27 protein-coding genes are annotated in these 26,533 nt (G+C 63.5%); 21 read left to right on the top strand and 6 right to left on the bottom strand.

Features of this window, described 5'->3' with window-relative positions; translation table 11 throughout:
* The first annotated feature begins 106 nt into the window (after positions 1-106).
* The 6 genes from ABRA89_RS11025 (at position 107) to ABRA89_RS11000 (ending at position 5,620) form a co-directional block, all read left to right on the top strand.
* Positions 107-2,287, top strand: coding sequence for a transglycosylase domain-containing protein (locus ABRA89_RS11025; RefSeq protein WP_349941526.1), 2,181 nt, complete (start codon positions 107-109; stop codon positions 2,285-2,287).
* Positions 2,288-2,329: 42 nt separating this feature from the next.
* A complete protein-coding gene (locus ABRA89_RS11020; RefSeq protein WP_349941525.1) occupies positions 2,330-2,917 on the top strand; it encodes a DUF1214 domain-containing protein in 588 nt (195 codons plus the stop codon).
* A complete protein-coding gene (locus ABRA89_RS11015; RefSeq protein WP_349941524.1) occupies positions 2,910-3,536 on the top strand; it encodes a DUF1254 domain-containing protein in 627 nt (208 codons plus the stop codon). Before ABRA89_RS11020 ends, ABRA89_RS11015 begins: the two co-directional genes overlap by 8 nt.
* A 218-nt stretch (positions 3,537-3,754) precedes the next feature.
* Positions 3,755-4,660: a hypothetical protein gene (locus ABRA89_RS11010; protein WP_349941523.1), complete on the top strand. Its 906-nt coding sequence runs from the start codon at positions 3,755-3,757 to the stop codon at positions 4,658-4,660.
* 87 nt (positions 4,661-4,747) lie between these two features.
* On the top strand, positions 4,748-5,182 hold the full coding sequence (locus ABRA89_RS11005; protein WP_349941522.1) for a YeeE/YedE family protein: 435 nt from the start codon (positions 4,748-4,750) through the stop codon (positions 5,180-5,182).
* Between the two features lie 12 nt (positions 5,183-5,194).
* Positions 5,195-5,620, top strand: coding sequence for a DUF6691 family protein (locus ABRA89_RS11000; protein ID WP_349941667.1), 426 nt, complete (start codon positions 5,195-5,197; stop codon positions 5,618-5,620).
* A gap of 6 nt (positions 5,621-5,626) precedes the next feature.
* On the opposite strand, the gene ABRA89_RS10995 is transcribed toward ABRA89_RS11000, so the two are convergent.
* Positions 5,627-6,754 carry an ATP-dependent DNA helicase gene (locus ABRA89_RS10995; RefSeq protein WP_349941521.1) on the bottom strand — a complete coding sequence of 376 codons (1,128 nt, stop codon included), beginning with the start codon at positions 6,752-6,754 and terminating at the stop codon, positions 5,627-5,629.
* 144 nt (positions 6,755-6,898) lie between these two features.
* Between ABRA89_RS10995 and ABRA89_RS10990 the strand changes: the two genes are divergently transcribed.
* The 4 genes from ABRA89_RS10990 to ABRA89_RS10975 all read left to right on the top strand — a co-directional run bounded on the left by ABRA89_RS10990 (position 6,899) and on the right by ABRA89_RS10975 (position 11,303).
* Positions 6,899-7,924 carry an ATP-binding protein gene (locus ABRA89_RS10990; RefSeq protein ID WP_349941520.1) on the top strand — a complete coding sequence of 342 codons (1,026 nt, stop codon included), beginning with the start codon at positions 6,899-6,901 and terminating at the stop codon, positions 7,922-7,924.
* The gene (locus tag ABRA89_RS10985) at positions 7,924-9,693 is read left to right on the top strand and encodes a VWA domain-containing protein (RefSeq protein WP_349941519.1); all 1,770 of its coding nucleotides are present in this window, start codon (positions 7,924-7,926) and stop codon (positions 9,691-9,693) included. The genes ABRA89_RS10990 and ABRA89_RS10985 overlap by 1 nt, the downstream gene beginning before the upstream one ends.
* Positions 9,693-10,565 carry an alpha/beta fold hydrolase BchO gene (gene bchO, locus ABRA89_RS10980; protein WP_349941518.1) on the top strand — a complete coding sequence of 291 codons (873 nt, stop codon included), beginning with the start codon at positions 9,693-9,695 and terminating at the stop codon, positions 10,563-10,565. The genes ABRA89_RS10985 and bchO overlap by 1 nt, the downstream gene beginning before the upstream one ends.
* Before the next feature lie 231 nt (positions 10,566-10,796).
* Positions 10,797-11,303, top strand: a complete 507-nt coding sequence (locus ABRA89_RS10975) for a lysozyme inhibitor LprI family protein (protein WP_349941517.1) — start codon at positions 10,797-10,799, stop codon at positions 11,301-11,303.
* 132 nt (positions 11,304-11,435) lie between these two features.
* Here the strand turns inward: ABRA89_RS10975 and ABRA89_RS10970 are convergent, their stop codons facing one another.
* From ABRA89_RS10970 to crtD, 5 genes are all read right to left on the bottom strand, one after another.
* Positions 11,436-12,140 carry a hypothetical protein gene (locus ABRA89_RS10970; RefSeq protein ID WP_349941516.1) on the bottom strand — a complete coding sequence of 235 codons (705 nt, stop codon included), beginning with the start codon at positions 12,138-12,140 and terminating at the stop codon, positions 11,436-11,438.
* A gap of 135 nt (positions 12,141-12,275) precedes the next feature.
* A complete protein-coding gene (locus tag ABRA89_RS10965) occupies positions 12,276-12,542 on the bottom strand; it encodes a Txe/YoeB family addiction module toxin (RefSeq protein WP_349941515.1) in 267 nt (88 codons plus the stop codon).
* Entirely contained in the window at positions 12,539-12,808 is a 270-nt protein-coding gene (locus ABRA89_RS10960; protein WP_349941514.1) for a type II toxin-antitoxin system Phd/YefM family antitoxin, read from the bottom strand. The genes ABRA89_RS10965 and ABRA89_RS10960 overlap by 4 nt, the downstream gene beginning before the upstream one ends.
* A 207-nt stretch (positions 12,809-13,015) precedes the next feature.
* Complete coding sequence (locus tag ABRA89_RS10955; protein WP_349941513.1) at positions 13,016-13,726, bottom strand: carotenoid 1,2-hydratase; 711 nt, start codon at positions 13,724-13,726, stop codon at positions 13,016-13,018.
* 122 nt (positions 13,727-13,848) lie between these two features.
* Entirely contained in the window at positions 13,849-15,411 is a 1,563-nt protein-coding gene (crtD, locus tag ABRA89_RS10950) for a 1-hydroxycarotenoid 3,4-desaturase CrtD (RefSeq protein ID WP_349941512.1), read from the bottom strand.
* Positions 15,412-15,622: 211 nt separating this feature from the next.
* Here crtD and ABRA89_RS10945 point away from each other — a divergent pair, with 211 nt between their 5' ends.
* The 11 genes from ABRA89_RS10945 (at position 15,623) to pufC (ending at position 26,254) form a co-directional block, all read left to right on the top strand.
* Positions 15,623-16,657 (top strand): methyltransferase, encoded by a 1,035-nt coding sequence (locus ABRA89_RS10945; RefSeq protein WP_349941511.1) that lies wholly within the window; start codon positions 15,623-15,625, stop codon positions 16,655-16,657.
* Between the two features lie 81 nt (positions 16,658-16,738).
* Entirely contained in the window at positions 16,739-17,677 is a 939-nt protein-coding gene (gene bchC / locus ABRA89_RS10940) for a chlorophyll synthesis pathway protein BchC (protein WP_349941510.1), read from the top strand.
* Entirely contained in the window at positions 17,674-18,690 is a 1,017-nt protein-coding gene (locus ABRA89_RS10935) for a chlorophyllide a reductase iron protein subunit X (RefSeq protein ID WP_463671280.1), read from the top strand. Before bchC ends, ABRA89_RS10935 begins: the two co-directional genes overlap by 4 nt.
* Before the next feature lie 10 nt (positions 18,691-18,700).
* Positions 18,701-20,299, top strand: a complete 1,599-nt coding sequence (gene bchY / locus ABRA89_RS10930; RefSeq protein ID WP_349941509.1) for a chlorophyllide a reductase subunit Y — start codon at positions 18,701-18,703, stop codon at positions 20,297-20,299.
* Positions 20,299-21,744, top strand: a complete 1,446-nt coding sequence (gene bchZ / locus ABRA89_RS10925) for a chlorophyllide a reductase subunit Z (protein ID WP_349941508.1) — start codon at positions 20,299-20,301, stop codon at positions 21,742-21,744. The genes bchY and bchZ overlap by 1 nt, the downstream gene beginning before the upstream one ends.
* Before the next feature lie 52 nt (positions 21,745-21,796).
* On the top strand, positions 21,797-22,024 hold the full coding sequence (locus ABRA89_RS10920; RefSeq protein WP_349941507.1) for a hypothetical protein: 228 nt from the start codon (positions 21,797-21,799) through the stop codon (positions 22,022-22,024).
* 81 nt (positions 22,025-22,105) lie between these two features.
* The gene (pufB, locus tag ABRA89_RS10915) at positions 22,106-22,330 is read left to right on the top strand and encodes a light-harvesting antenna LH1, beta subunit (protein ID WP_349941506.1); all 225 of its coding nucleotides are present in this window, start codon (positions 22,106-22,108) and stop codon (positions 22,328-22,330) included.
* A gap of 14 nt (positions 22,331-22,344) precedes the next feature.
* Complete coding sequence (gene pufA, locus ABRA89_RS10910) at positions 22,345-22,536, top strand: light-harvesting antenna LH1, alpha subunit (protein WP_349941505.1); 192 nt, start codon at positions 22,345-22,347, stop codon at positions 22,534-22,536.
* Positions 22,537-22,632: 96 nt separating this feature from the next.
* On the top strand, positions 22,633-23,472 hold the full coding sequence (gene pufL, locus ABRA89_RS10905) for a photosynthetic reaction center subunit L (protein ID WP_349941504.1): 840 nt from the start codon (positions 22,633-22,635) through the stop codon (positions 23,470-23,472).
* An 11-nt stretch (positions 23,473-23,483) separates the two neighbouring features.
* Positions 23,484-24,467 carry a photosynthetic reaction center subunit M gene (gene pufM / locus ABRA89_RS10900; RefSeq protein WP_349941503.1) on the top strand — a complete coding sequence of 328 codons (984 nt, stop codon included), beginning with the start codon at positions 23,484-23,486 and terminating at the stop codon, positions 24,465-24,467.
* Positions 24,464-26,254 (top strand): photosynthetic reaction center cytochrome PufC, encoded by a 1,791-nt coding sequence (gene pufC, locus ABRA89_RS10895; RefSeq protein WP_349941502.1) that lies wholly within the window; start codon positions 24,464-24,466, stop codon positions 26,252-26,254. The genes pufM and pufC overlap by 4 nt, the downstream gene beginning before the upstream one ends.
* Positions 26,255-26,533: the final 279 nt, after the last annotated feature.

Genomic DNA, 26,533 nt, shown 5'->3' with positions numbered 1-26,533 from the left:
TTTTACGTCCTTGATTATAAAGTAAGGGGACGCCGGGAATTTTTTAAACGGTCGCACGCGCTTGCGTCGACTTGTCCAGTCCTTTGATCAACGGCAGCATCGACACGTGGCAGACAAATCCGAAGCCAAACGTTCGCACAAGAGCCCTTCGCGGCTGATCGAGGTCGACGCCTGGATCGACTCGTCGATGTTCAGGCTCTGGAACGGCTTCTCTCGATTCTGGGAAACGGTTACGATTCAGTCGCGCCGGCTTCGCGCCCGCGGTTTCACCCGTGTCTTATCAGAGCTCGCCGGAGAAGGCTTCACGCTCGGCGTTGCCGGGTTCATCCTTCTTCTTGTTCTCGCCCAACCCGCCATGAAAATGACGGAGAAGGGCCTGCCTGAGGAAGCCGACTTCTCGGTCACCTTCCTTGATCGCAAGGGCAACGAGATCGGCCAGCGCGGCATCCTGCGCGCCGCGGCCGTTCCCATCGACGAGCTTCCCGACCAGTTCATCAAAGCGGTACTCGCCACCGAGGACCGGCGCTTCTTCGAACATTGGGGCATCGATTTCTTCGGCCTCGCCCGCGCCATGGGTGAAAATGCCCGCGCCGGAGGCGTTGTTCAGGGCGGCTCCACCCTCACCCAGCAGCTCGCCAAGAACGTTTTTCTCACGCCGGAGCAGTCCCTGGAGCGCAAGGTCAACGAGGCCTTCCTCTCGCTCTGGCTCGAGTCGAACCTCACCAAGCGCGAAATTCTCGCGATGTATCTCGACCGCGCCTATATGGGCGGCGGTACGTTCGGCGCAGCGGCCGCAGCCGAATTCTACTTCGACAAGTCGATTCGCGACGTGAATCTTGCGGAGTCCGCAATGCTCGCCGGCCTCTTCAAGGCCCCGGCGAAATATGCCCCTCACATCAACCTGCCAGCTGCCCGCGCCCGCGCCAACGAGGTTCTGACGAACATCGTCCAGGCGGATTTCATGACCGAGGGTCAGGTCGTCGCGGCCCGCCGCCAGCCGGCAGCGGCGGTAGACCGCTCCCAGCGCCAGTCGCCGGACTACTTCCTCGATTTCGCCTTCGAGGAAGCCCAGCGGCTCGTCCGTGAAAACAAGCTCGGCACCCGCAATCTCGTCGCTCGCACGACGATCGACATGAAGCTCCAGGCACTCGCCGACGAGACGATCGACTATCACATGCGTCAGTTCGGCAAGAGCTACGACGTCGAGGAAGCGGCCATGGCTGTTCTCTCGGACGACGGCGGCCTGCGCGCCATGGTTGGCGGGCGCGACTACGGCGAATCCCAGTTCAACCGTGCTGCTCGTGCTCTGCGCCAGCCGGGGTCTTCGTTTAAGGTCTATGTCTACGCGACGGCGATGGAACAGGGCATGAAGCCCACCGACACCATCATGGACAGCCCGCTTCGCATCGGAAACTGGGCACCGCAGAATTACGGTCGCTCCTTCTCGGGCCGCGTCAGCCTGCAGAACGCCCTCGCGCGGTCCCTGAACATTCCGGCGGTTCGCCTTTACCAAAAAGTTGGCTTCGACAACACGGTCAAGCTCGCCCACGAAATGGGCATCGAGTCCGATCTGCGTGGCGACAAGACCATGGCGCTCGGAACCTCGGAGGTCACGGTCCTCGATCAGGCGACCGCTTACACAACCTTCGCCAACGGCGGCTACACGCCACGACGCCACACGATCACCCAGCTGATCGATGCCGAGGGTCAAATCCTGTGGGATGCGCGCCGCGATCTGCCGCCCCGCAAGCGTATTCTCTCGGAAGAAGCCGCAAAAAACATGAACGACATGCTCGTCGGCGTCACCGAAAGCGGTACTGCGCGCCGTGCACAGATTTCCATGGCACGGGCCGGCGGCAAGACCGGTACGACCCAGTCCTATCGCGACGGCTGGTTCGTCGGTTTCACCGGCAATTTCAGCGCGGCAGTCTGGTACGGCAATGACAGCTTCCGTCCCACGAACCGCGTCACCGGCGGTTCGCTCCCGGCGATGACCTGGCAGCGCTTCATGGAGGCGGCCCACCAGAACATCGAACTCAAGCCAATCCCCTATATCGACAATCCATTCCCCGATGGGCAGCAAAATGTCGCCGAACCGACGGACAACCCGCTGATCGCGTCCGGCCAGACAGGCCTCACGGTGGACGCAGAGAAAGTGCTTTCCGAGATCGGCGAGCGGTTCGAAACACTCGCACCGATGACGAACGATCGTGTCGCTTCCGCTTCGTCCGATGGGTCGACACCCGTCGCTGCGGCCAACACGGCGCCGCAGACCGTCGAAAACTAGATCGGAACTGCGAGCCCGAGCCGAGATCGATTAGAAGCCGTCATGCGTTTTCTCCTAGCTTCACTTCTGGCGATCGCGATCGCGCTTGGTCTCGGCGGCTGGACGGCCAAGCTCGCGATCGACGGCGGCACAAATTTCGACTCGGTCGAGCTCGGCCCCTGGACGGCAAGCCCGCTCGTCGGCACCCGCTCTGCCGACCCCTACGCCAAGGCGCGCCTTGCAAAACTCGCACAGCTGACGCTCGGCGGCGGCGAAGGCATCGTCTTCCAGGCCGAGGATGACGACGAAGGGCGTCGGTTACGCCTCGAATGTTCCTATCAGCTCAAGGGCGGAACGCCCGCCGCCCGCTTCTTTACTCTTTCGGCGCATTCCGATGCCGGTCGGGTGGATCTCCCGCAAACTGGACGACCCGGATGGCTCACCTCCAATTCGCTGCTCCGTAAAGAGGATAACAGTTTCGAGATCGCTGTCGGCCCTGAGCCGCGCTCGGGCAACTGGCTTGCAACAAACCAGACCGGTTCCTTTCGCCTGACATTCGCGCTCTACGATACACCGGCAAGCGCGATCACGGGCGCGGCCGGTCTCGCAATGCCATCGATCCAGCGCGAAGGATGCCGCGACGATGGGTAGGTTTGTTCTGGCTCTCCTCATCGGCCTTGTGGGGGCCGGCCTCGTCCACATCGCGATCGTCTTCATGATTCCGCGCGTATCCGATAACAGCGCCTGGAGCCGCCTCTCCTCGCTCGGCGACTATTTCGAGGTCGTGCGCATCGCGCCCCTACGCGACACGTCTTCGCCGGCTCAGGAATCTTCGACCGAAACGCCCCGCGAGCGTTTCGCCTTCGCCGATCCCGCCTTCATCGTCGCGAGTTGCCGCTTCGAACTCGGCGAGGGGCCCGTCGAGATCACGGCCAACGGCACGATCGAAAACTTCTGGTCCGCCTCGATCTATGACAGTCAGGGCGGCAATATCTATTCCATCAACGATCGCGCCGCGATCGACGGCATCGTCAATCTCGTTGTCGGCTCCGCCCAGCAGATCGAGGAAGTGCGCACGACCACTCTCCTCGAAGACAGCCCGGCCCTTCCCGTCATCGTCGATGTCCCGCGTGGCTATGTCACGGTTCGGGTTCTGATCGACGAAGAGAGCAAGCGCGCGGCCGCTGACAGCTTCTTGCGGACGCTTGCCTGCCTGCCGATCGATATTCGGCCCACAGCCGCAGCGTCCGGCCCGGACCGCGACAGCTAAGCGTCCAAATCGCTTAGGCGTGGGGCGCCCGTTTCCAGATTGGGCACCCAGGCCCGCGCGCACCGTACCCTCGGCGCAACACTCCGCGTTCCCTGGCTTTCGCGCAAAATCGATAAAAATTTAATCATCGCGTTAACCATGCCATTTAACGGCGCGGCAAGACTTCTTACGGCATTCTCAACTTCATCGAAACCTTCGGGAAACCATCGGAGCATCGGATGCGGAGCCAACTGCCAGACCTTTACCGGTCCCTTGAAAAGGGCGGTTCGGCGAAAGGCTACGACGCCATCGCGATGGCGGCGAGCCTCAACTTCCTCGCGATCCCGTCTCCATCCTCTCGCCAGTGCGATGCCTTCGCCCAGCTTCTGGAACCACTATGGTCCCATCTCGCAAGCGATACCCGTGCGCACATCGCCAACCGCCTCGCGGCTCATCATACGGTTCCCGACGCAATTTCGGATCTGGTCGGCGGATTGGCCGATGCCCTTTCCAAACAGACGTCGTCCTTCGACGAGAAGCACGAAGCCGCCGCAAGCGAAAAGGTCTCGTCCCCGGTCTCTATGTCCGACATGCGGACGCTCGCCGACCGTCGATCGCCAGCGGTCGACCCAAGCAACACGGCCAAATCAGCTGCCGATGCCCGAACGACGCTCCGCGCTCTCATAGCCCGTCCCGCCGCCCCAAAACCGGCACCAGAGCCGATCATCCAGATCGCCCAGAGCCGGGATCGCGATGCCCTTCGCGATCACCTTGCGGAGCATCTTGCGCTCACCCCACCTGAAGCCGAAGCCCTTCTTGACCCGGACAACCTGCCTGATTTGTCGCTGGCGCTGAAAGCGTTGGACCTTCCCACCTCGGACGCAATGACCGTCCTGATGTTCGTCGATCAGACCGTCGCCTCCGACATGGTCGTCTTCGCCATCGCCAAGAACCACTACAACCGCCTCACGCCGGATGCGGCGGCAGCCCATTTCGGCAAGGAGGCGAAGCCGTCCTTGCCGAGCCCCAGCCTTCAGCCCAATTCGGCCGATCTTCTCACCCCGATCCGTTCGACGGCACCGCGCCGCTCGGAATTCGGGCGCCGAAGCGACAATCAGAACCGGCGGACCGGCACCCGGAATTGACCGGAAGTCGCACCTTGGCAGACTTGGTGATCGGCGCTTGTTTGCGTATCTGAAGGCAAGCCCGCAAGCGCTCGATCGGATACCGCCATGCCTCTCGATACCATCACCGCGTTCACGCCGCTGGCCTCGACGCTCGGTGGTATTCTCATCGGCTTTTCCGCCGTCATGGTCATGGCCCTCTTTGGGCGGATCGCAGGCATTTCAGGCATCACGACCGGCGCCCTGCCCGCCCGTCGCGACGACTGGGACTGGCGCCTCGCCTTCGTCCTCGGCCTCCTCGCCGCGCCGATCTTTGTTCTCCTCTTCACCGGCGAATCGATCAGGCAGACGGTCCCAGACAATCTGTCCATGATGGCGCTCGCCGGCCTCCTTGTCGGCGCCGGCACGGTACTCGGCTCTGGCTGCACCAGCGGCCACGGCGTCTGCGGCCTCGCCCGCCTCTCCGCCCGCTCGCTCGTTGCCGTCGTCACGTTCATGGCCTTTGCCGGCGTCACCGTTTTTATCCTGCGCCACGCTGTCTGAGGAGAAACCATGATGCGTCTCGTTCTCGGCTTCGCCTCCGGCCTCCTCTTCGGCCTCGGCCTCATCCTCGCCGGGATGTCCAATCCGGCCAAGGTTCTCAACTTCCTCGACGTCTTCGGCACCTTCGATCCCTCGCTCGCCTTCGTCATGGGCGGCGCGGCGGTGACGACTTTCATCGGCTATCGTCTGGTCTGGAAGCGCAAGGCGCCGCTGATCCTGGCCGATTTCCAGGTCCCGACGCGCAACGATATCGACGCGCCGCTCCTTACCGGCGCGGCTCTCTTCGGCATTGGCTGGGGGATCGGCGGCTTCTGTCCCGGTCCCGCCTGGACGGCGCTCGCGCTCGCAGAGCCCGGCACGCTCGTCTTCCTGCCGGCGATGCTGATTGGCATGGCAATCGCCACCATCGCGAAGACCAGGATGCCGGCTCTCGCGTAAGAGCCCTCAGCGCACGATCGTCAGCGTCTTCGCAGCCCGCGTTATCGCCGTATAGAGCCAGCGTTCGCGCGTCTCGCGGAACGCCCAGCCCTCGTCGAACAGCATCACGTCGTCCCATTGCGAGCCCTGCGCCTTGTGGACCGTCAGCGCATACCCGTAATCGAAGTCGTCGAATCGCTTCTTCGTCGCCCAAGGGATATCGGCTTCGGCATCTTCGAAGGCAGCCTTCAGGAGCCGTATCTTCGCCGCACCCTTGTCGATGTCGTCGTCGTCCGGCTTCACGATCAGATTGATCCCGGGCTTTACGGATTCTTTCGACGCCGTCATCACCTGCCAGAGCGAGCCGTTGAGGAGCCCCTTCTGGGGATCGTTCCTCAGGCAAACCAGCTTGTCGCCCACCTGCGGCAATTGGTCGGTGAAGCCCTTCAGCTCGCGAAGCCGCCGGTTGTAGGCCCGCCGCGTCTTGTTGGTGCCGACGAGCACCTGATCGGCCGCCAGAACCTTCGCTTGCTCCACGTCGCGCTTGCCGATCACCTGCACGGTTCCGTAGTCGCCGTGCATGATCTCCTTGCCCTCGCGGACATCGAGCGCGAGCTTGACGATCGGATTGTCGCGGGCCTGACGGTGAATATCGGTCAACAGGAAGTCCGGCTCGGCATCGGTGAAGAAGCCCCCGCCCGAGACCGGCGGCAGCTGGCCGGGATCGCCCAGCACCAGAATGGGCGTGCCGAAGGACATGAGATCCTGCCCCAGCGCCTCGTCCACCATCGAGCATTCGTCGATGACGACGAGCTTTGCTTTCGCGACCGGGCTCTGCCGGTTCAGCGAGAAGGTTGGCGAGACTCGGGCGGTCCCCGTCTCCTCGTCCTCCACCTGCTCCTCGCCTTTGGGTCGATAAATCAGCGAGTGGATCGTCCGCGCGCTCTTCGCACCCTTGGAGCGCAGCACCTGAGCGGCCTTTCCCGTGAAGGCCGCGAACTGCACCGCGCCGTCGACGCCTTCCGCGAAGTGCCGCGCCAGTGTCGTCTTGCCGGTGCCCGCATAGCCGAAGAGGCGGAAAACAGGGCTGTCGCCGTTCTCCAGCCAGTCGGCGACCGCCTTGAGGGCCGCATCCTGCTGAGGTGAAAATTCCACGGAAAAGCCGCCCGACCGATTCTCGTTTCGTTCGCTTTCCGGAATAACGACCATACCCGCAAGGCGCAACGCCGGACAGGCTTTTGAAACCGCCCCGATATTTCCCGTTTGACGCCAGTGCCCCATCGCGTATCGTCTCAGGTCATGAAACGGCATTTCCCCTTCACCGCAATCGTCGGTCAAAACGAGCTCACCACGGCGCTGAAACTCGCCGCCGTGGATCCGGCGATCGGCGGGGTGCTGGCCTTCGGCGATCGCGGGACGGGCAAATCGACGGCTGTGAGGGGCCTCGCCGCCGTCCTTCCCAAGCTCGACGCCAATGCCTGCGCCTATCGCTGCGACCCAACGAAGGAATCGCGCCTTTGCTCTGACTGCAGGGCAAAACTCAATACCGGCGAAACGCCGGACCGCATCGAAGTGCCCGTGCCGGTCGTCGACCTGCCGCTCGGCTCATCCGAAGACCGCATCGTAGGCGGTCTCGATCTCGAACACGCGCTCCTCACCGGCGAGCGCCGCTTCGAGCCGGGCCTCCTCGCCAAGGCCAATCGCGGCTTTCTCTATATCGACGAGATCAATCTCCTCGAGGACCACCTCGTCGATCTCCTCCTCGATGTCGCGGCCTCCGGCGAGAACGTCGTCGAGCGCGAGGGCCTCAGCGTGCGCCATCCGGCGCAGTTCGTCCTCATCGGCAGCGGCAACCCGGAGGAAGGCGAACTCCGCCCCCAACTCCTCGATCGCTTCGGCCTCTCCGTTACGGTCACGACCCCGCAGGACGTCCCGACCCGTATCGCCGTCGTAAAGGCTCGAGACCGCTTCGAACGCGATCCGGCGGCCTTCCTCGCCGAAACGACCGAAGCAGAAAGCGCCCTGCGCGAGACCCTTGAGGCTGCTCGCGCGCGGCTCGATCAGGTGGAGGTCTCCGACCGCATTCTCGAACAGGCCGCCCAGCTCTGCATCTCCCTCCAGACCGACGGCCTGCGCGCCGAGCTGACGCTGGTCCGCGCCGCCCGTGCGCTGGCCAGCCTGAAGGGCGAGAGCGAGGTCGCCTTCGCCCATCTCGCCGAGCTCGCGCCCTACGCGCTCGCCCATCGCCTGCGCCGTAATCCGCTGGAGGATTCCGGCTCCGAAGCGCGCATCGAACGGGCTCTCGCCGAGCTCGACGCCGCCTGATGGAGACACGTTTCGAGGATCGGCTCCGCCTCTCCCCCCTCGCCCGAACCGCGATGGCGATCCTCAGCGCCGCGCCTGAAATCGGCCTCGTCCTGCGCGCCCAACCCGGCCCGCTCCGCGACCGCTTCATGACCGAACTTTGCCGCTCAGCGCCATGGGCAGAGGCCCGCCGACTCGCTCATCGCGACGTGCGCACCTTCGCGGCTAAACGCTTCCCGATCGCCGCTTTGGCTGGACCGGCGCAAGACTCGTCCGATGCACCAAACGACGATGCTATAGGCGCATGCGCGCTCATCCTGCCCGGAACCGACCGCTACGGGGCAATGGAAGCCGCTCATCTCATCGCCGAACTCGGCGACGGTCATCCCGTGATCGCCCTCGACGAAGGCTTAGGAGAAGAGAGCCTGCCCGACGCCCTTTCCGAGCGTATCGGTCTCTGGCTCGATCTCGCAGCTTGCGAAGATGCGGATGCCGGGCTCGATCTCACCCTTGAAGCAGGCACAGAGACCCGCCTAGACACCCGCGCCATCACCGTCCCCGAAACCGCGATCGCCACCCTTTGCGAGGCGGCCGCCGCCTTCGGCATTCCGAGCCTCCGCGCGCCGCTCCATGCGCTCGCCGCCGCCCGCGCATCCGCCGCGATCTCCGGACGCACCGAGGTCGGCGACGACGACATCCTCCTCGCCTGCCGCCTCGTCCTCGCGCCCCGCGCGCGCCAGGCCCCATCATTCGAAGAACCGCAGGTCGCACCGGACGACCAGCCAGAGGAGCCGGACCGCCCTCCGGAAGCCTCGAACGACGACGCGCCGCCGGAGGACGAGGACTACACAGCCACCCCGCCCGATGCCCCCGACGACGACAGCAAAGCCACCGGCGACCCCGATCAGGCGACGGACATCCGCTCCGAAGACGTCGCTATCCCGCTCGATCTCCTGAAACAGCTTGCTGCCATGATCGCCAACCGGCAGATCGCCGGCAAGACCGCGCGCAAGGGTGCCGCCGCGAAATCCGGCGGCTTACGCGGCCGCCCTCTCGGCAGCCGGGCTGGCGATCCGCGCCTCGGCCCACTCGACATATCCGGCACGCTGACGGCCGCCCTCCCTTGGCAGCGCTTCCGCCGCCAGCGCTTCGCCCGCCTCGCAGACCGGCCCGTCATCCTCACGCCGAGCGATATCCGCATCCGCCGCCTCCAGACCAAGCGCGAAACCGCGACCATCTTCGCCGTCGACGCCTCCGGCTCGGCGGCCCTCGCCCGGCTTTCCGAAGCCAAGGGCGCGGTCGAGCGCATCCTCGCCGAATGCTATCGCCGCCGGGACCGGGTGGCGATGGTCGCCTTTCGCGGCACCTCCGCCGAAACCCTTCTGCCCGAGACCAAGTCCCTCACCCGCGCCAGACGCGCACTTGCCGGGCTGACGGCAGGCGGCGGCACACCGCTCGCCTCGGGCATCGCGCTCGCCGCCGAGCTCGCCCGCCAGTCCCAGAATCAGGATCGCACGCCGCTCATCGTCCTCCTTACCGACGGCAAGGCCAATATCGGGCTCGACGGCATGGCCGGTCGCACGAAAGCGAAAGCGGACGTCGAAGCCGAGGCGGGCCGCCTGCGTGGCGAGGGCTTCGCCAGTTTGGTCATCGATTTTTCCCTGCGGCCGGGGGCAGCCGCCCGCGACCTCGCGGACCGGCTTGGCGGGCGCTATCTCGCCCTCCCCAACGGCGAGGCCGCCCATCTTGCCGATGCCGTTGCCGCCGATGCCACCAAGGCGGCGCGCTGATGGCCCCAAGGAGCGGACGCCCGCCGGCCGACTGGCCGCTCGTCAGGCACAGCCGCTCGGTCTCGGCCGCCGGCATCGACTGGCATGTCCAGATTCTGGGCGAAGGACCGGACATCCTCCTCATCCACGGCACGGGCGCATCCACGCACTCCTTCCGCGATCTCGCGCCCATCCTCGCCCGCACCCACCGCGTCATCATGGCCGATTGCCCCGGCCTCGGCTTCACCGATCGGCCCGCCCGCTCGCTCACCCTCCAGACGATGGCGGCGATGCACGGCGAGCTTCTCAAAAAGCTCGACGCCGCGCCGGAGATCGTCGTCGGCCATTCGGCCGGCGCCGTCATCGCCATTGAAATGGCTCTCGACGGCCGCGTTTCGCCGAACCTTGTCGTCTCCCTCAACGGCGCGCTCCTGCCCTTTCCGGGCCTTGCCGGACGCCTCTTTCCGAAGATCGCGAAGGTCGTCTACCGCAACCCCATCGTTCCGCGAATCTTCGCCTATCGCGCCAAAAGCGAGAGCGCCGTCTCCGGCCTTCTCGACGGCACGGGCTCGGCCCTCACCCCGGAAGGCAAGGCGCTCTATGCCCGCCTCTTCCAGGACCGCCACCATGTCGCCGGCACGCTTTCCATGATGAGCCATTGGGATCTCGACCGCTTCGCCGCGCGGCTGGGCAGGCTGGAAACGCCGCTGCTCCTCCTTGCGGGCGACAAGGACAAGGCGATCCCCACCAGCGTCAGCGAACGCGTCGCGACCCGGGTCGCTAACGGCGAAGTCCGCATCCTCCCCGGCCTCGGCCACCTCGCCCACGAGGAAGCCCCGGACCGCATCGCGGCCATCATCCTCGAAGAGACGACGCGGCAAGCGGACGCTTAACAACCCGAACGCATGTGTCGACCGAGGACATGCCCTCCTCCGCCTGCGTGCTTCAGGTCCGCTTCGGATGCCATCTCCACAGGGAACCGAGGCTTGCGAATGGTCACCGTCAGCCGGATCGGCGTTCGAGCAATTCCTCTCCGGCAATGTCCGTTGACAATCGTCGATTGTCAGCGGCGATATAGCCCATCGCCGAAGCCCGTCCGGCTTCGCCTCGGGAGGGAATGCACCATGCTTCGTCTCATCACCGCTCTGGCATTCGCCGCCGCCTTCACACCCCACGCCAGCGCGCAGACCGGATCAGGCTCCGGCGACGCGAAGGCCGCGATCGACTCCTGCCTCTCCCAGTCCTCCGAGAGTAACCAGCGCGGCTGCATCGGGACCTATGCGGACGCCTGCATGGAAAGCCCCGACGGCCAGACAACCACCGGAATGACCGACTGCCTCACCGCCGAATCCGACGCCTGGGACGCGGTCCTCAACGAACGCTATCAGGCCCGCATGGCCGACGCGAAGGAGATCGACGCCACCCGCGCTGAACTCGGCGACTCCCAGCCCAGCCAGGCCGCCGAAACCCTCCGCACCGCCCAACGCGCCTGGATCGCCTTCCGCGACGCCGAATGCGACCGCATCTTCGAACTCAACAAGGACGGCACCATCCGCCTGCCCGAAACGGCTGGATGTATGAACAGGCTGACGGCGGAGAGAGCGATCGAGCTGGTTGCACCGCAGGGGTAGATTGGTGTGGTTGGATTTTGGTGGAGGTTGAAACAGCATGTGTGGAAGTGTTTCAAAAACGAGCGTTTGGATGGCGAGGAACGTTTGCGGGCCGCCCGGCAACCAAACCGCGACAATGCGAGAAATAGGCGTTCAAGTTGCTAAGTGCTTCCACCTTACAAGAAAATCATTGGCCTCGCTCGAAATATATTTTAGGTCGGTTTCCAGCATAATAAGGGAACCGCTCAAACGGGCGAGCATTTCTCTACGCGTCTCTTCGGCTTCTTTGTTATTTGGCACGGCACGCACGATTTGAACGGCAGCTATCCACTCTTCAATTTCCGAATCGAAAGAACCTATTGCAGGCCGATATCCGAAAAGCTGATTGGCATTTTCAGTCAGGTTTGTATCGGAAATAATCTTTGAGACTAATTTCGCTGCCGAGAGAAAGGTATCTAGCTTATCGTTGGTCAGTTCATCGTCGAAATTAAAAAGTGAGTCGCGCAGCTGTGCAACTGTGCCGTGCGCTTGACTTGCACCCGCCTGCAACTGTCTTGCCAGAACAATTTTTTCATAGGCCTGGAATTTCATCAGTTCTAAGTGTTGATTTGATGCAGCCGATATCTGCTGTGAAAGTACCGCGACAGTGATTAACGCGGAACCGATAGCGACAATTCCCGCGAACCATCCACTTGTCGCTGCGATCCATTCTCTGGCCGTGCCTGTAGAGTTCGGCACAGGAATATCTACAACGGGCTGAAATAGAAGCTTGAATAACAATATATAAATCAAAAGGCCTGCAATAATTAAAACTAAGACCGTGAAAAATACAAAAATCCAAACGTTCGACATACGCATTCCCTCTACAATCTCCCTCGATCATATCCGAATCGAAGTTTCAGAACTATCAAAGAGAAGAAACAGCCTCGAACAAATCAGCTGCCTAGCCGTAATCTGAAACAGAATTGCCAATTCTGTTTCAGAATTCTCCATTCAATAATGATAACGACACGCTGCGATCTCCAGTCGCTGGTCCTCACCCTTGCCTTCGATGCGATAGACGAAGCGATGGTCGCCGGTGATGCGCCGCGACCACCAGCCTTTGAGATCGCCTTTCAGGGTTTCCGGCTTTCCAAGCCCTGAGAACGGAGTCCGTTTCATTTCCTTGATGAGCGCGTTGATCCGATCCCGGATATTTTCGTCCGCTTTCTGAAAATACAGATAGTCGTCCCAGGCCTGTTCGGCCCAGATCAGCTTCATGCTGCGTCGTCGGGATCGAGCGTCGGATCGTGTTCGATACTGCGGCCGGCATCAAGTTCGGCGATGGCTCCGAACAGCTTCTCGGCGTTCGTCCGGCTGCTGAGAAGGTGAAGCGTTTCCTGCACGCCCTCCCATTCGCTTGCCGCGATCATCACGGCGGACTCACTCCCCTGCCGGGTGACGAGCAGAGGCGCTCGCGAGCGGATCACCTCATCGAAATGGCCGGCGAGATTGGCTCGGAATTGCGTGAAACCAACATCCGCCATGAGAAGCCCCTCTCCCTGAGAAATAAGTCTCCGAAGAGTGTACATATATACGTACATGGATTGGGCGGCAACGAGCGACTGCAGCTTCGAAAGTCTGGTCCTCCAGTGCAGCGCCCACTCTGATGTGGGCAGAGCCATCGCTTCACTCGATCGACGCGGCCCATCGCCACTCGTGCCAAATGGACTGACCAACCACCATCCGCCTTCTCAAAAGAACCGCCGCGGCATCTTATACGGCAGCATCGTCTGCACGACCGGATTGCGGAAGCGGTCGAGATCGAGGCTTTCGTGCATGGCCACGGTCCTCTGGCCGAATAGCGTCGTGTCCACCAGCGAGCGCGCGTAGAAGGGTGAGTCCTCCAGCGTCTTCTTTACCTGCGTGTCCTCGGGCGCTTCGGTGCGTGTCGTCCGCTTCATCTGCCAGAAGCTCGTCTGGAGCTTCTTCAGCGTCGGCGGTTCGAAATCGGTGACGTCCGCCTTCGGGTCGAACTTGATCGCAAGGCTCAGCTCGCCGCCGTCGCGCTCGATCAGATCATAGAGAACCGCCGCCCCGCCGGGCACGCAGGCACGGCTCCAGTTCCAGCGTGAGAATCGGTCTTCCAGCGGCTCCGCCCCTGTGTTGAAGTCGAGATAGCCGTGCCCGCGCCAGGAAAGGCCGGGATCGGAGAAATCGGCCTCCACCCGAGCGCAAGGGGCGATCGGCCACCAGCAATGCTTGCCGCCCCGGTCAAGCGGCATCGGATTGTGCTGGAGGGCTTCCGGATAGAGCCGCACCGTTCCCCTCACACGTTTCGGGATCAGCGGCGTGATCTCATCGATGGTCACGGTCAGGCAGTCGCCGTCCCATTCCATCGCGCTTGGGCCGACGGAGAGCACCGAGGCGTCGCGCGTCAGGTCCTTTTCGCCACGCTCGGTCATCGCCCAGCGCCGCGCGCCGCGCCCATAGAGCGCGCAGTTGATGGAGACGTGATTCTCCGGCCGGCCGCGCCCGGTGATCTTGTAATAAGGCGAGAAGACACTGCCGACGAAGCCGATGATCGTCAGGCCGAACGCGCCGTCATCGGAGATCGCGTCGCAATACCACCAGGCATAGCCGCCCGGCCCGACCGGCTGGTCGAAGCGAGGTCCTTCACGATGGCCTGCACCGCGAGGGTTCCCGAGAGCGAGGCCATCGGCACGCCCGCGCCCGGGTGGGCGCTCCCGCCGCAAAGATAAAGGCCCGGTATCCTCGAGCGCGCGGCGGGCCTCTGGAACGACGCGGTCGACCCATGAGAGACCTGCCCGTAAAGCGCTCCGCCCGTCCCCGGAAAGCGTTCCGAGTACTCCGAGGGCGTCGAAAGGCTGATGTCCCCCTCCGCCAAATCGAGTGTCAGCCCCGAGGCGCGAAGCCTGGATAAAGCCGCGTTCCTGCATCGTTCGACCTCCCTGCGATCGATTGACTGGTTGTCGTCGGCAAGCGCCGGCGCGTTGACGATGAGAAAGAGCCGCTCCGGACCATCGGGCGCGCGCGCATCGTCGCCGCGATCCTCCGCGCAGACATAAACGTTGGGGCTGCTCGGCAGCCGGCGCTCCTCGAAGATCTCCATGAACTCACGCATCGGGTCCGGCGCGAAGAAGATGGTGTGATGGGAGAGCGGAAAGCCCGAGACCTTCGCCTTCACGGCGATGCCGAGCGCCGAAAGCGAGCGCTCGCGGGTCGTCGCCGGCTTGCCGAAGGCATGGGCGACGCCGGCCCCGAAGAGACCGCGCGACAACGCGTCGGCATCGGCATTCGCGATCACGAGATCGGCGGCGATCACCTCGCCAGAGGCAAGCCGCACGCCGGCGGCACGACCGCCGTCAAGGAGAATTACGGCGACATCCGCGCCATATCGGACGTCGGTGCCCTGCCGTCTCGCAAGCCCTTCCACCGCCTCCGCAAGGTGCGACATGCCGCCCGCGACGCGCCACACCCCTTGCGCCTCCACAGCCGCGATCAGCCGCAGGGTCGAGGGTGCTTCATAGGGCGAGGAGCCCACATATGTCGTGTAGCGCGCAAAAAGATGGCGCAAGCGCGGATCGGAGAACTCTTTCCGCAGAATGTCCCATACGCTCTTGTTGGCCCCCAGCTTCGCGATCCGCATGGCCCCGCTCAGTCCGGCGCGCATGGTGAGTTCGATCGGGCTATCCGGACGCTCGACGCTCATGAAGATCGGATCGAGGAGATCGAGCACGTCGTCCGAACGCGCCATGAAACTCGCGAATTCCCGCGCCGAGCGCCGCCCAGCGAACACCTCCACCGCCGCGATCGACCTCTGCCGGTCGGAGAAGAGATCGAGCACGGAGCCATCCGCGAACACATGCCGCGCGATCGTCTCGGAGCGGACGATCTCCACATGTTCGTCCAGCCGCTCGCCGCAATCAGCGAACAGAGCATCGAAGACATGGCGCTTGGTGAAGACGGTCGGCCCGGCATCGATCTCGCTGCCCGCGACGTTCACCCGCCGCATCTTGCCGCCCGCATGGCCGGCCCGCTCGCACACGGTCACATCGAACCCGCCTGCAGCGAGCCGCGCGGCGGCCGTCAGTCCGCCGATCCCCGCGCCGATGACGACGACATGCATGAACGCTGCTCCGTAGACCGGACAAAAGTGTCAAGTTAATTTGACACTCAAATCGCCTCATGTCCAATTCGAACTCCGTTCAGCGTAGGCGAACAGGCATGATAAGAGGCGGAGACACGAAAGTTTGAGCGGATCGAACCAACACTTTGCCGCGCGCTGGCGGCAGACACGCAACCGCATCCTGCTCAGTCCGAGATTTCATAAGCTGGCTATGCGTTTTGGTTTCAGCCGTTTCTTCGCCCGGCGCTCGGCGCAGAAACTTTTCGATCTGACGGCCGGCTTCATCTATTCGCAGGTTCTTCTGGCCGGCGTCCGAACCGGGCTCTTCGAACGCCTCGTTGACGGCCCGATGGAGCCAGAAACGATCGCCTCCGAGATCGACTTGCCGCCCGATGCGACGCGCCGTCTCCTCGCCGCATCAGCCTCTCTCGACCTCCTCGACAAGCTGCCAGACGGCCGTTTCATGCTCGGCCCGCAGGGCGCGGCGCTCCTCGCCAATCCCGGTGTCGCGGCCATGGTTCTTCACCACGACGCGCTCTACGCCGACCTCGCCGATCCGGTTACAGCGCTCCAAAAGCGCGGCGCTGGAGAACTCGCAAGGCTCTGGGATTACGCAGCCCCAGAACAAGATCAACCGACCGCCGAGACCGAGCGCTATACGACATTGATGGCCGCAAGCCAGGACCTCGTCGCCACCGAAACCCTCCGCGTCTTCGACGTCGCACCCTTTCGGCGCATTCTCGATATCGGCGGCGGCAGTGGTCGTTTCCTCACCCATGTCGCAGGGCGCAATCCCACCGCCGAACTGCATCTCTTCGACCGACCGACGGTCGCCGAACTGGCCCGGAAATCACTCGCAACACGGCATGACGACGGTCGCTTCCAGATCCACGGCGGCGATTTTCTCCAGAGTCCGTTCCCGAGGAACTGTGACCTGATCACGCTCGTGCGCATCCTTCACGACCATGACGACGAGATCGTCCGCACCCTTCTGAAGCGGGTCTTCGACGCCCTTCGCCCGACCGGCGGCACGCTCCTTGTCACCGAGCCGATGGCCGACGAGCGCGCCCGCTCGCGGATTGGGGACGCCTATTTCAACATCTATCTCCACGCCATGGGCTCCGGGCGTCCGCGCACGCCACGCGAATTGACGCAAATGCTTGAAGAAGCAGGCTTTACGCGCATCCGAGCCCTCCCGACAGGCATGCCGATCGCGACCTCCGCTCTCACAGCACAGGCGCGGTAGCACAGCCCGACCCCGTGACAACCCCGATTGACATTTGAGTGTGTCCAGTTAACTTGACACAAAGCAGAGGAGTCATCTGGGATGGGCCTTACGCCAGCCATCATCATCGAACAACCGAATGCCATCGCGCTCGCCGCGACCGGTCTGAAGGCTGTCGAAGCAGGCGAAGCGCTGGTCGAGATCGAAGCCTCCGGCATTTCCACCGGCACCGAGCGTCTTCTCTTCACAGGCGAGATGCCTCCCTTCCCGGGCATGGGCTATCCTCTCGTCCCCGGCTACGAAGCCGTCGGCCGCATCGTCGCGAGCGAATCCGAGAGCGGACCGGCTGTCGGAACCCGCGTCTTCGTGCCCGGCTCGCACGGCTTTACCGACGCGCACGGTCTCTTCGGGGCTCAGGCCGGCCATCTGGTCGCAAAAGCCGAAAAGCTCGTTCCGGTCCCGGACCGCTGCGGCAAAGAGGCCGTTCTCCTGGCGCTCGCCGCGACGGCCCATCACGCTGTGATGGCGGGCGATACGCTTCCCGATCTCATTGTCGGTCATGGCGTGCTCGGCCGCCTTTGTGCCCGCATCGCGGCGCAAGAGGGTGCGAGCCCGACGGTCTGGGAGACCAATCCGTCCCGCCGCTCCGGTGAGGCTGGCTATCAGGTGGTCGATCCGGCGGAAGACGACCGGCGCGATTACCGCTCGATCCTCGATGTCAGCGGCGATTCCGCCATTCTCGACACACTGATCGCGAAGTCGGCGCGTGGCGCGGAGATCGTCCTCGCAGGCTTCTACAAAGAAAAGCTCGCCTTCACCTTCCCGCCAGCTTTCATGCGCGAGACGCGCATGAGGATCGCGGCCGAGTGGGCTCCGGGCGACATGGAGCGCACCGCTTCCATGGTCGCTGAGGGCACGCTCGCTCTCGACGGCCTCCTCACGCACTCAAGCCCGCCGCAAAACGCGGCCGAGGCCTATCGCACGGCGTTCGACGACGCCGATTGCCTGAAAATGATCATTGAATGGGAGAGAGGCGCATGAGCGCACTCGCACGAACCGAAGCCAAATCGGGTCAGGCCGAGATGCATTCCGCCCTCCGGGCCGAAGCGCAGGAACCGGTCGACACGCCCGCGAGCGGTCCGGTCACCAAAGAAACCCAGATCATCGCGATCTACGGCAAGGGCGGCATCGGCAAGTCGTTCACCCTCGCCAACCTCTCCTACATGCTCGCCCAGCAGGGCAAACGCGTCCTCCTCATCGGCTGCGATCCGAAGTCCGATACCACCTCGCTGCTCTTCGGCGGCAAGGCCTGCCCGACGATCATCGAGACGTCCTCCAAGAAGAAGGCGGCCGGTGAAGAGGTCGACATCTCCGATGTCTGCTTCAAGCGTGACGGCGTCTTCGCCATGGAACTCGGCGGTCCCGAAGTCGGCAGAGGTTGCGGCGGGCGCGGCATCATTCATGGTTTCGAGCTTCTCGAAAAGCTCGGTTTCCACGATTGGGGCTTCGACTACGTCCTCCTCGACTTCCTGGGCGACGTCGTCTGCGGCGGCTTTGGCCTCCCTATCGCCCGTGACATGTGCCAAAAGGTCATCGTCGTCGGCTCGAACGACCTCCAGTCGCTCTATGTCGCGAACAATGTCTGTTCGGCGGTCGAATATTTCCGCAAGCTCGGCGGCAATGTGGGCGTCGCCGGCATGGTCGTCAACAAGGACGACGGCACCGGCGAGGCTGCTGCTTTCGCAAAAGCCGTCGGCATCCCGATCCTTTCTGCGATCCCCGCCGACGAGGACATCCGCAAGAAGAGCGCGAACTATCAGATTGTCGGCCGACCCGGTGGCCAGTGGGCTTCGCTCTTCGAGGAGCTCGCTGCCGGCGTCGCCGACGCGCCACCCCTTCACCCGACCCCGCTCGATCAGGACGGCCTTCTCGGCCTCTTCGATGACGAGGATACGGGCCGAGACTACGTCCTCCAGCCTGCGAGCCAGGAGGACATGATGGGCCGGCCGATCAAGCCGAAGCCCACCCTCGAAGTCGTCTACGACAACGCGTGAGGCCGTAGAGATGGATTTCGAACCCAGAGACTTTCCGCAAGACGAGAGCCCCGGCGGCTCCGCTGCGGCCATCGATACCGCACCAGCTCGTCCGGTCACCCAGGCGAAGGAGGGTGATGCCGGCTGCCATGGCGGCAAGGCCGAAATGCTCGCCGCTGCGAAAAAGGCCGGAGCCAGCGAGGCGCTCGACCAATACGCCAAGGACTACCCGACCGGCCCGCATGACCAGCCGCAATCCATGTGCCCGGCTTTTGGGTCCCTGCGCGTCGGCCTGAGGATGCGCCGCACGGCGACAGTCCTTTCCGGCTCGGCCTGCTGCGTCTACGGCCTCACCTTCACCTCGCACTTCTACGGCGCGCGCCGCACCGTCGGATATGTGCCGTTCTCGTCGGAGACGCTCGTCACCGGCAAGCTCTTCGAGGACATCCGCGACGCGGTCCACGACCTCGCCGATCCCGAGCTTTACGACGCGATCGTCGTCACCAATCTCTGCGTGCCGACAGCCTCCGGCGTCCCGCTGCGTCTCCTGCCGGAAACCATCGACGGCGTGCGCATCATTGGCATCGACGTTCCGGGCTTCGGCGTTCCGACTCACGCCGAGGCGAAGGACATCCTCGCCGGTGCCATGCTCAAGCGCGCTCGGGAAGAGGCCGAGGCGGGCCCCGTCTCCCGGCCCAACCGCGCCGGAACCGACAAGCCGGAGATCGCCCTTCTCGGCGAGATGTTCCCGGCCGATCCGATGATCATCGGTCAGCTTCTGGAGCCCATGGACCTTGCCGCCGGGCCGGTGGTTCCGACCCGCGAATGGCGCGAACTCTACGGCGCGCTCGACTGCGATGCGGTCGCTGCGATCCATCCTTTCTATACTGCCAGCATTCGGGAATTCGAGACGGCCGGTCGACCGGTGGTGGGATCAGCACCGGTCGGGGCCGAGGGCACGGCTGAGTGGCTGTCTCGGATCGGCGAAGCCGCCGCCGTCCCGGCGAGCAAGGTCGCGGCAGCCCAGAACGCAATCCTCCCAGCGATCAGGGGGGCGCTCGCCGGGTCCAAGATCGATGGACGCATCACGCTGTCCGGCTATGAGGGCTCCGAACTCCTGGTCGCCCGCCTCCTCGTCGAGAGCGGCGCAGATCTGCGCTATGTCGGCACCGCCTGCCCGCGAACGAAATGGTCCGATCACGACCGCGAATGGCTCGAGGCGAAGGGCATCCACGTCAAGTTCCGCGCCTCGCTGGAAGACGATCTCGCCGCCTTCGAGGAGTTCAAGCCTGATATCGCCATCGGCACGACGCCGGTTGTCCAGAAGGCCAAGGAGAGCGGCACGCCGTCCCTCTACTTCACCAATCTCATCTCGGCCCGCCCGTTGATGGGTCCGGCCGGCGCGGGCTCGCTCGCCGAAGTCATCAACACGGCCATCGGCTCGAAGTCTCGCTTCGACACGATGAAGGCCTTCTTTGAGGGCGTCGGCTCCGGCGACAACACAGGCGTCTGGCCAACCGCGCCGGAAAAGAGGAAGCCGGTCTCGCGACGCGACGACGTGCCGATCCGCGCGAAATCCAAATTCGATTCCGTTCCGGACAGCGTCGCATCGAGCGAGGGAGGCATCTGATGCTCATCCTCGATCACGATCGCGCCGGCGGCTATTGGGGTGCCATCTACGTCTTTACTGCCATCAAGGGCCTTCAGGTCGTCATCGACGGCCCGGTCGGCTGCGAGAACCTGCCCGTCACCTCGGTGCTCCATTACACCGACGCGCTGCCGCCGCATGAGCTTCCGATCGTCGTGACCGGTCTCGAGGAGGAAAATCTCGGCCAGACCGGCACCGAAGGCGCGATGAAACGTGCGCACTCCAAGCTCGATCCGAAGCAGCCTTCGGTCGTCGTCACCGGTTCGATCGCCGAGATGATCGGCGGCGGCGTCACGCCGGAAGGCACCAATCTAAAGCGCTTCCTGCCGCGCACTATCGACGAGGACCAGTGGCAGGCCGCCGATCGCGCGCTGAAATGGCTCTATACGGAATACGGGCCGAAGAAGCGCAAGCCGAAGGAGAAGGCGGCGGACGCGAAGCCGAAGGTCAATATCCTCGGCGCTGCCTATGGCATGTTCAACATGCCCTCCGATCTCGCCGAGATCCGCCGCCTCGTCGAAGGTATCGGGGCCGAGATCAACCTCGTTTACCCGCTAGGCAGTCATCTGAAGGACACCGCCAAGCTCGACGATGCGGACGTCAACATCTGCATGTATCGCGAGTTCGGCCGCCAGCTCTGCGAAACGCTCGAAAAGCCCTATCTCCAGGCTCCGATCGGCCTTCATTCGACGACGGCGTTCCTTCGCACGCTCGGCGAACTCACCGGCCTCGATCCGGAACCCTTCATCGAGCGCGAGAAGCACACCACCATCAAGCCGCTCTGGGACCTCTGGCGCTCGGTCACCCAGGATTTCTTCGGCACTGCAAGCTTCGGCATCGTCGCAAACGAGACGCATGCCCGCGGAATCCGTCTCTTCCTCGAAGACGAGATGGGCCTGCCCTGCAAATTCGCTGTCCCCCGCAAGGCTGGCGCGAAAACCCTCAACGACGAGGTTCGCGCCAAGATCAAGGACAGCAAGCCGCTGATTATCTTCGGCAGCTATAACGAGCGCATGTATCTCGCCGAATCCGGCGGGCGTTCGGCTTTCATTCCGGCGTCATTCCCGGGAGCCGCAATCCGGCGCGCCACCGGTACGCCCTTCATGGGCTATGCCGGCGCGACCTATCTCGTACAGGAAGTCTGCAACTCCCTGTTCGACGCGCTCTTCTTCATCCTGCCGCTCGGTACGGAAATGGACGCGATCCCGGCGACGCCAGCCCGCGAAAAATCAAGCGTCGGCTGGTCACGCACCGCCTCCGCTGCCCTCGAACGCGCCATGGCGAACGAGCCGATCCTCACCCGTATCTCCGCCGCCAAGCGATGGCGCGACGATGCCGAGCGCCGCGCGCTCGCCGAGGATGCGATCGCCGTCGAGGTGAAGCACCTCGATCCAGCCCTTCTCCGTGAAGAGGAGGTTTCCGAATGATCAGGCCCTCCGCTTCACGTTTCGCCCGTCCCACAACCAAGGAGGATATCCGATGAGCCTGATGAACCGACATGCGCCCTCGCTCTTTTCGTCGGAGCGACGTGAATATCGGCTGATCTACGCACTCAGCTTCCCGCTTTTCGTCGCGGTAGCCCTCTTATCGCGCCTCCTGCCGGCCTCACTGAGGCCGCTACCCTTCGAGCGTGGCCGCTTCTTCGCGGTCCTGTCCGACGCGCGCCAGGCGGCGCACTCGGTGCTGCCCTTCGCATTCATGCGCTGACGCTCGTGACCAGCTTCCCTCGCCAGATCTTTCGAGTTGGTCGTGGCGACGTGAAGGCATCCGAAACAACGGAGAAAGGTAATGTCAAATACAACCAGCACCGCGTCTGACGCGGGCACGCTCACCGGCCTGACCGAGAGGGAAGCGAACGAGTTCAACTCGCTCTTCCTGAAGTCCTTCGCCGGCTTCACCCTCGTCGCCGTGATCGCTCACATCCTCGTCTGGACGTGGCGTCCCTGGCTTCAGACCCCCGAAGTTTCGGCGAGCCTAGATATCGCTCGGCCGCTGCTTTCGATGCTCACCTAACGGAGGCGAATTCAATGGCCCAGATTTGGCTACTCTTCGATCCGCGCCGCGCGCTGATCGGGCTCTTCACCTTCCTTCTGGTGTTGGCGCTCCTCATCCACTTCATCCTGCTGTCGACGGCCCGCTTCAACTGGCTGGCCAATCCGTCCGCTGAAGGCGGCAGCCAGCAGTCGAGCTCGCTCGTCATCGATCGCAGGATCACCTGACGACGTAGCGCTTGATCCCACCGGGGGCGACGCCAATCCGCCGGCCCCGGGTTTTTCAACCAAGAAGCATGTCACCGCTTGAAGGAGGCAGACGCCATGGCGATGCTGTCATTTGAACGAAAATACAGGGTCCGTGGCGGCACGCTGGTCGGCGGCGACTTGTTCGATTTCTGGGTTGGCCCGTTCTACGTTGGTTTTTTCGGCGTCACCGCGATCTTCTTCGCGCTCCTCGGCTCGCTCCTGATCTTCTACGATATCAGCCAGGGAACGGAGACGAATATCTTCGCGTTCTCGGTCAACCCGCCATCCATCAAATACGGCCTTGGCCTCGCACCGCTCAACGAGGGCGGCATCTGGCAGATCGTCACAATTTGTGCGCTCGGGGCGTTCGGCTCCTGGGTCCTTCGCGAAATCGAGATCTGCCGCAAGCTGGGCATCGGCTGGCATGTCCCGATCGCCTACGCCACAGCCGTCTTCGCCTATGTATCCCTCGTCGTCATCCGCCCTCTGCTTCTGGGCGCATGGGGGCATGGCTTCCCATACGGTATTATGAGCCACCTCGACTGGGTGTCGAACGTCGGCTACCAATTCCTGCACTTCCACTACAATCCGGCGCACATGCTCGCGGTGACCTTCTTCTTCACCACGACGATGTTCCTCGGCCTCCACGCAGGCGTCATCCTCGGTGCGGTCAACCCGCCGAAAGGCGAGCCGGTCAAATACGGCGAGACCGAGAACGCCTATTTCCGCGACTACATCGCCTATTCGGTCGGCCCCTATGGCATCCACCGGTTGGGTCTGTTCTTCGCCCTCAACGCAGGGTTCTGGAGCGCGGTCTGCATCATCATTTCCGGCCCCTTCTGGGATCGGGGCTGGCCGTATTTCTACGACTTCTTCCTCCAGACGCCTGCCGCTATCGGCAACATTTCCTACTGAGGGGGTGAACCATGGCCTACTACTCTTCCATATACTTCCGTTCCCAAATCCGTGGCCCCTATGATCCCGGCGTCCCTCTGCCGAAGAGCAACCTGCCGCGCATCCAGGCGACAGGATTCAGTTACTGGCTCGGAAAGATCGGCGATCCACAGCTCGGCCCTCTCTATCTCGGTTGGTCCGGAGCCCTGTCGTTCGCCTTCGGCATCATCGCCATCGAGATCATCGGTCTCAACATGTGGGCGTCGGTCGGGTGGGATCCTTACGCCTTCGTGCGCAACCTCGCCTTCCTGTCGCTCGATCCGCCGCCGGCGAAATACGGCCTCAACCCGCTCGTTCCCCTCGGTGACGGCGGCTGGTGGATCCTCGCCGGCTTCTTCCTCACCGCCTCGATCCTGTTGTGGTGGGTGAGGAGCTACACCCGAGCGAGAGCGCTCGGTCTCGGCACGCACACCTCCTGGGCCTTTGCCTCGGCGATCTTCCTCTATCTGTCCCTCGGCCTCTTCCGGCCCATCCTCATGGGCTCCTGGTCGGAGGCCGTGCCATTCGGCCTGATCACGCATCTCAACTGGACCGCCTCGGTCTCGGTGCTCTACGGCAACTGGTACTACAATCCATTCCACATGCTCTCGATCGTCTTCCTCTACGGCTCAACGATGCTGTTCGCCATGCACGGTGCGACCATTCTTGCGGTCTCCCGCTTCGGCGGCGAACGCGAGGCAGAGGAAATCGTCGATCGCGGCACAGCCGCGGAACGCGCCGGCCTCTTCTGGCGCTGGACGATGGGTTTCAACGCATCCTACGAGTCCATCCACCGCTGGGCCTGGTGGTTTGCCGTCCTCACCACCTTCACCGGTGCGATCGGCGTCCTCCTCACCGGCACCGTGGTCGACAACTGGTATCTCTGGGGTGTCAAGCACGGCATCGCACCGAGCTACCCGTCGGTCTATCCAGACTTCCCGATCCCTAGCGGCGCAACTCCGGGAGCAGGACAATGAGCAACGAACGCAAGAAGCGTATAGCGCCCAGATATCGCGTCGCCCCCATCATCACGGGCGTCTTCTCTCTCGCCCTCGGTCTCATCCTCCTCACGGTACCGCCTTGGGTCATCCCGCCGATCGAGGCAACGGAGACCGGCCCGGCAGCCATCGAGATGGTGCAATTCAAGGATGGCGACCGGCAGCCGGACTATCTTCTGCCAGAGGCCCCGCCGCCGGCGGAGCCCTACGAGGGCGAGCTGAAAGCCAGCGAAGCCTATGAAAACGTCGTTGTTCTCGGCGATCTTTCGGAAGGCGAATTCACCCGCCTGATGCTGGCGATCACCGAATGGGTCGCACCGGAACAGGGCTGCGAATACTGCCACAATGTGGAAGAGGGCTTTGCGTCCGACAGCGTCTACCAGAAGACGGTGGCGCGAATGATGTTGCAGATGACGCGCAACATCAACACGAACTGGCCGGAACACGTCGCCCCGGCAGGCGTCACCTGCTACACCTGCCATCGTGGCGAGAACGTCCCATCCCAGAGCTGGTACGAACAGGAAGAGCCGGGCGGCAACCAGTTTCTCGGCAAGCCGCGGCCCTGGTATCTCGAAGCCAAGACCATCCGCCAGTTCTTCCCCGCCGTTCCCTATGCGGCCTACCTCTCAGAAGACCCGGCACCGGCCAATATCCAGTCGCAGGACCCGCTGGTCAGCGATACGGGTGACGCGGAAGTCGCGCGCGAGCAGACTGCGGAGAACCTCTATCTTTTCATGATGCAGCAGTCGAACGCGCTCGGCGTCAACTGCACCTACTGCCACAACTCGCGAGCCTTCGCCGATTGGTCCCAATCCACTCCGTTCCGCTGGATCGGCTACTGGGGCATACGGATGGCGCGTGAGATCAATGTCAGCTACATCGAGCCATTGCAGGGCATCTTCCCGCCCGAAAGGCTTGGTCCGCTCGGCGATCCAGCCAAGGTCCATTGTGGCACCTGCCATCGCGGCGAACCGCAACCGCTTCAGGGCTATGAGTTGATGCACTCCTTCACTGCCGGTCTCAGCGAGAATGGCGAAGTGCCGGATCCTGGCCCGAAGGAAGCGATCCTTCTCGGCGAAGCGATGCCCGTCGCCCAGACCGGGCCGGACACCGACGCCCAAGCGCAACCAGAGCCGGCACCCGTCAACGAGACGGCCGTCGAACGGTCTGTAGCTCCTGAAGCCGAGGGCCAAGATTCCGAAGGCCAGTCGGGCGAAGGCGTCCGATACGAGTCGCAACAGGAGCCAAACGAAGAAGGCGGGTCTCAGGCCGTCGAAGAAACCACGGAGCAACTTCCTGCGGAAACGTCTGGCGAGGGATCGTCCGAGGCCGAAGAGCCGACGGGAGCGGATGCGCCTTCCGGTTCGGATCCTCAGCAGCTCAATCCCGATACGTCCATGCAGGAAAGTGGCTCGACCAACGATGCGCCGTCGGCAGGCGATCCCGGAACGGGAACGTCGAGCGAGGGCGAAGGCGAGACCGCTCCTGGCAAGTCAGGCTCTGACGCAGGAACCGCGACGCCGCCCGAAAACGAAGGCAGCACCGAGACTGGTGCCGCCGAGTCGTCTTCGAGCGAAGGTTCGGGCGAAGGCAGCGATGGCGGGCAAGCCGGCAGCGCTTCCGAAGGCCAGTCCTCTTCGAATGACGGCGAAGGCTCTGGCGGAAGTGGTTCGGCCGAAGGTGGCGAAGCTTCCGGCAGCTCGGGCGGTCAGTCCGAAAGCGGGTCGCGCCCGTCGATCGTGATCGTGCCGCGGTCGTCGAACTGACGATCGTCAGACGGCGGACCTGAGGAAAATACCGAATCCCCCGTGCCGCCGGCTCGGGGGATTTTTTGCGACGAAAATCAGCTCGGCTTCTGAAGAGAACGTCGACAGTCTGCGCCATCCCTGAGGTCGCTCAGAAATTTCGTCGTCAGCGAGCAAGCGAATCGGCGGCGACTCCCATCCGCCATTTGCTCATTCCGGTCGCATCGAATTGATCTGACAGCTCACTTTCCGGAAGACGAGCTCGATTTATTTCCGCAAACGACTGAAATGGGACGAAGA

Source organism: Fulvimarina thalattae (genome assembly GCF_040239565.1).
Classification (GTDB): Bacteria; Pseudomonadota; Alphaproteobacteria; order Rhizobiales; family Rhizobiaceae; genus Fulvimarina.
Note: the sequence above shows the minus strand (reverse complement) of the source record. Positions and strands in the feature narration are given on the sequence as shown.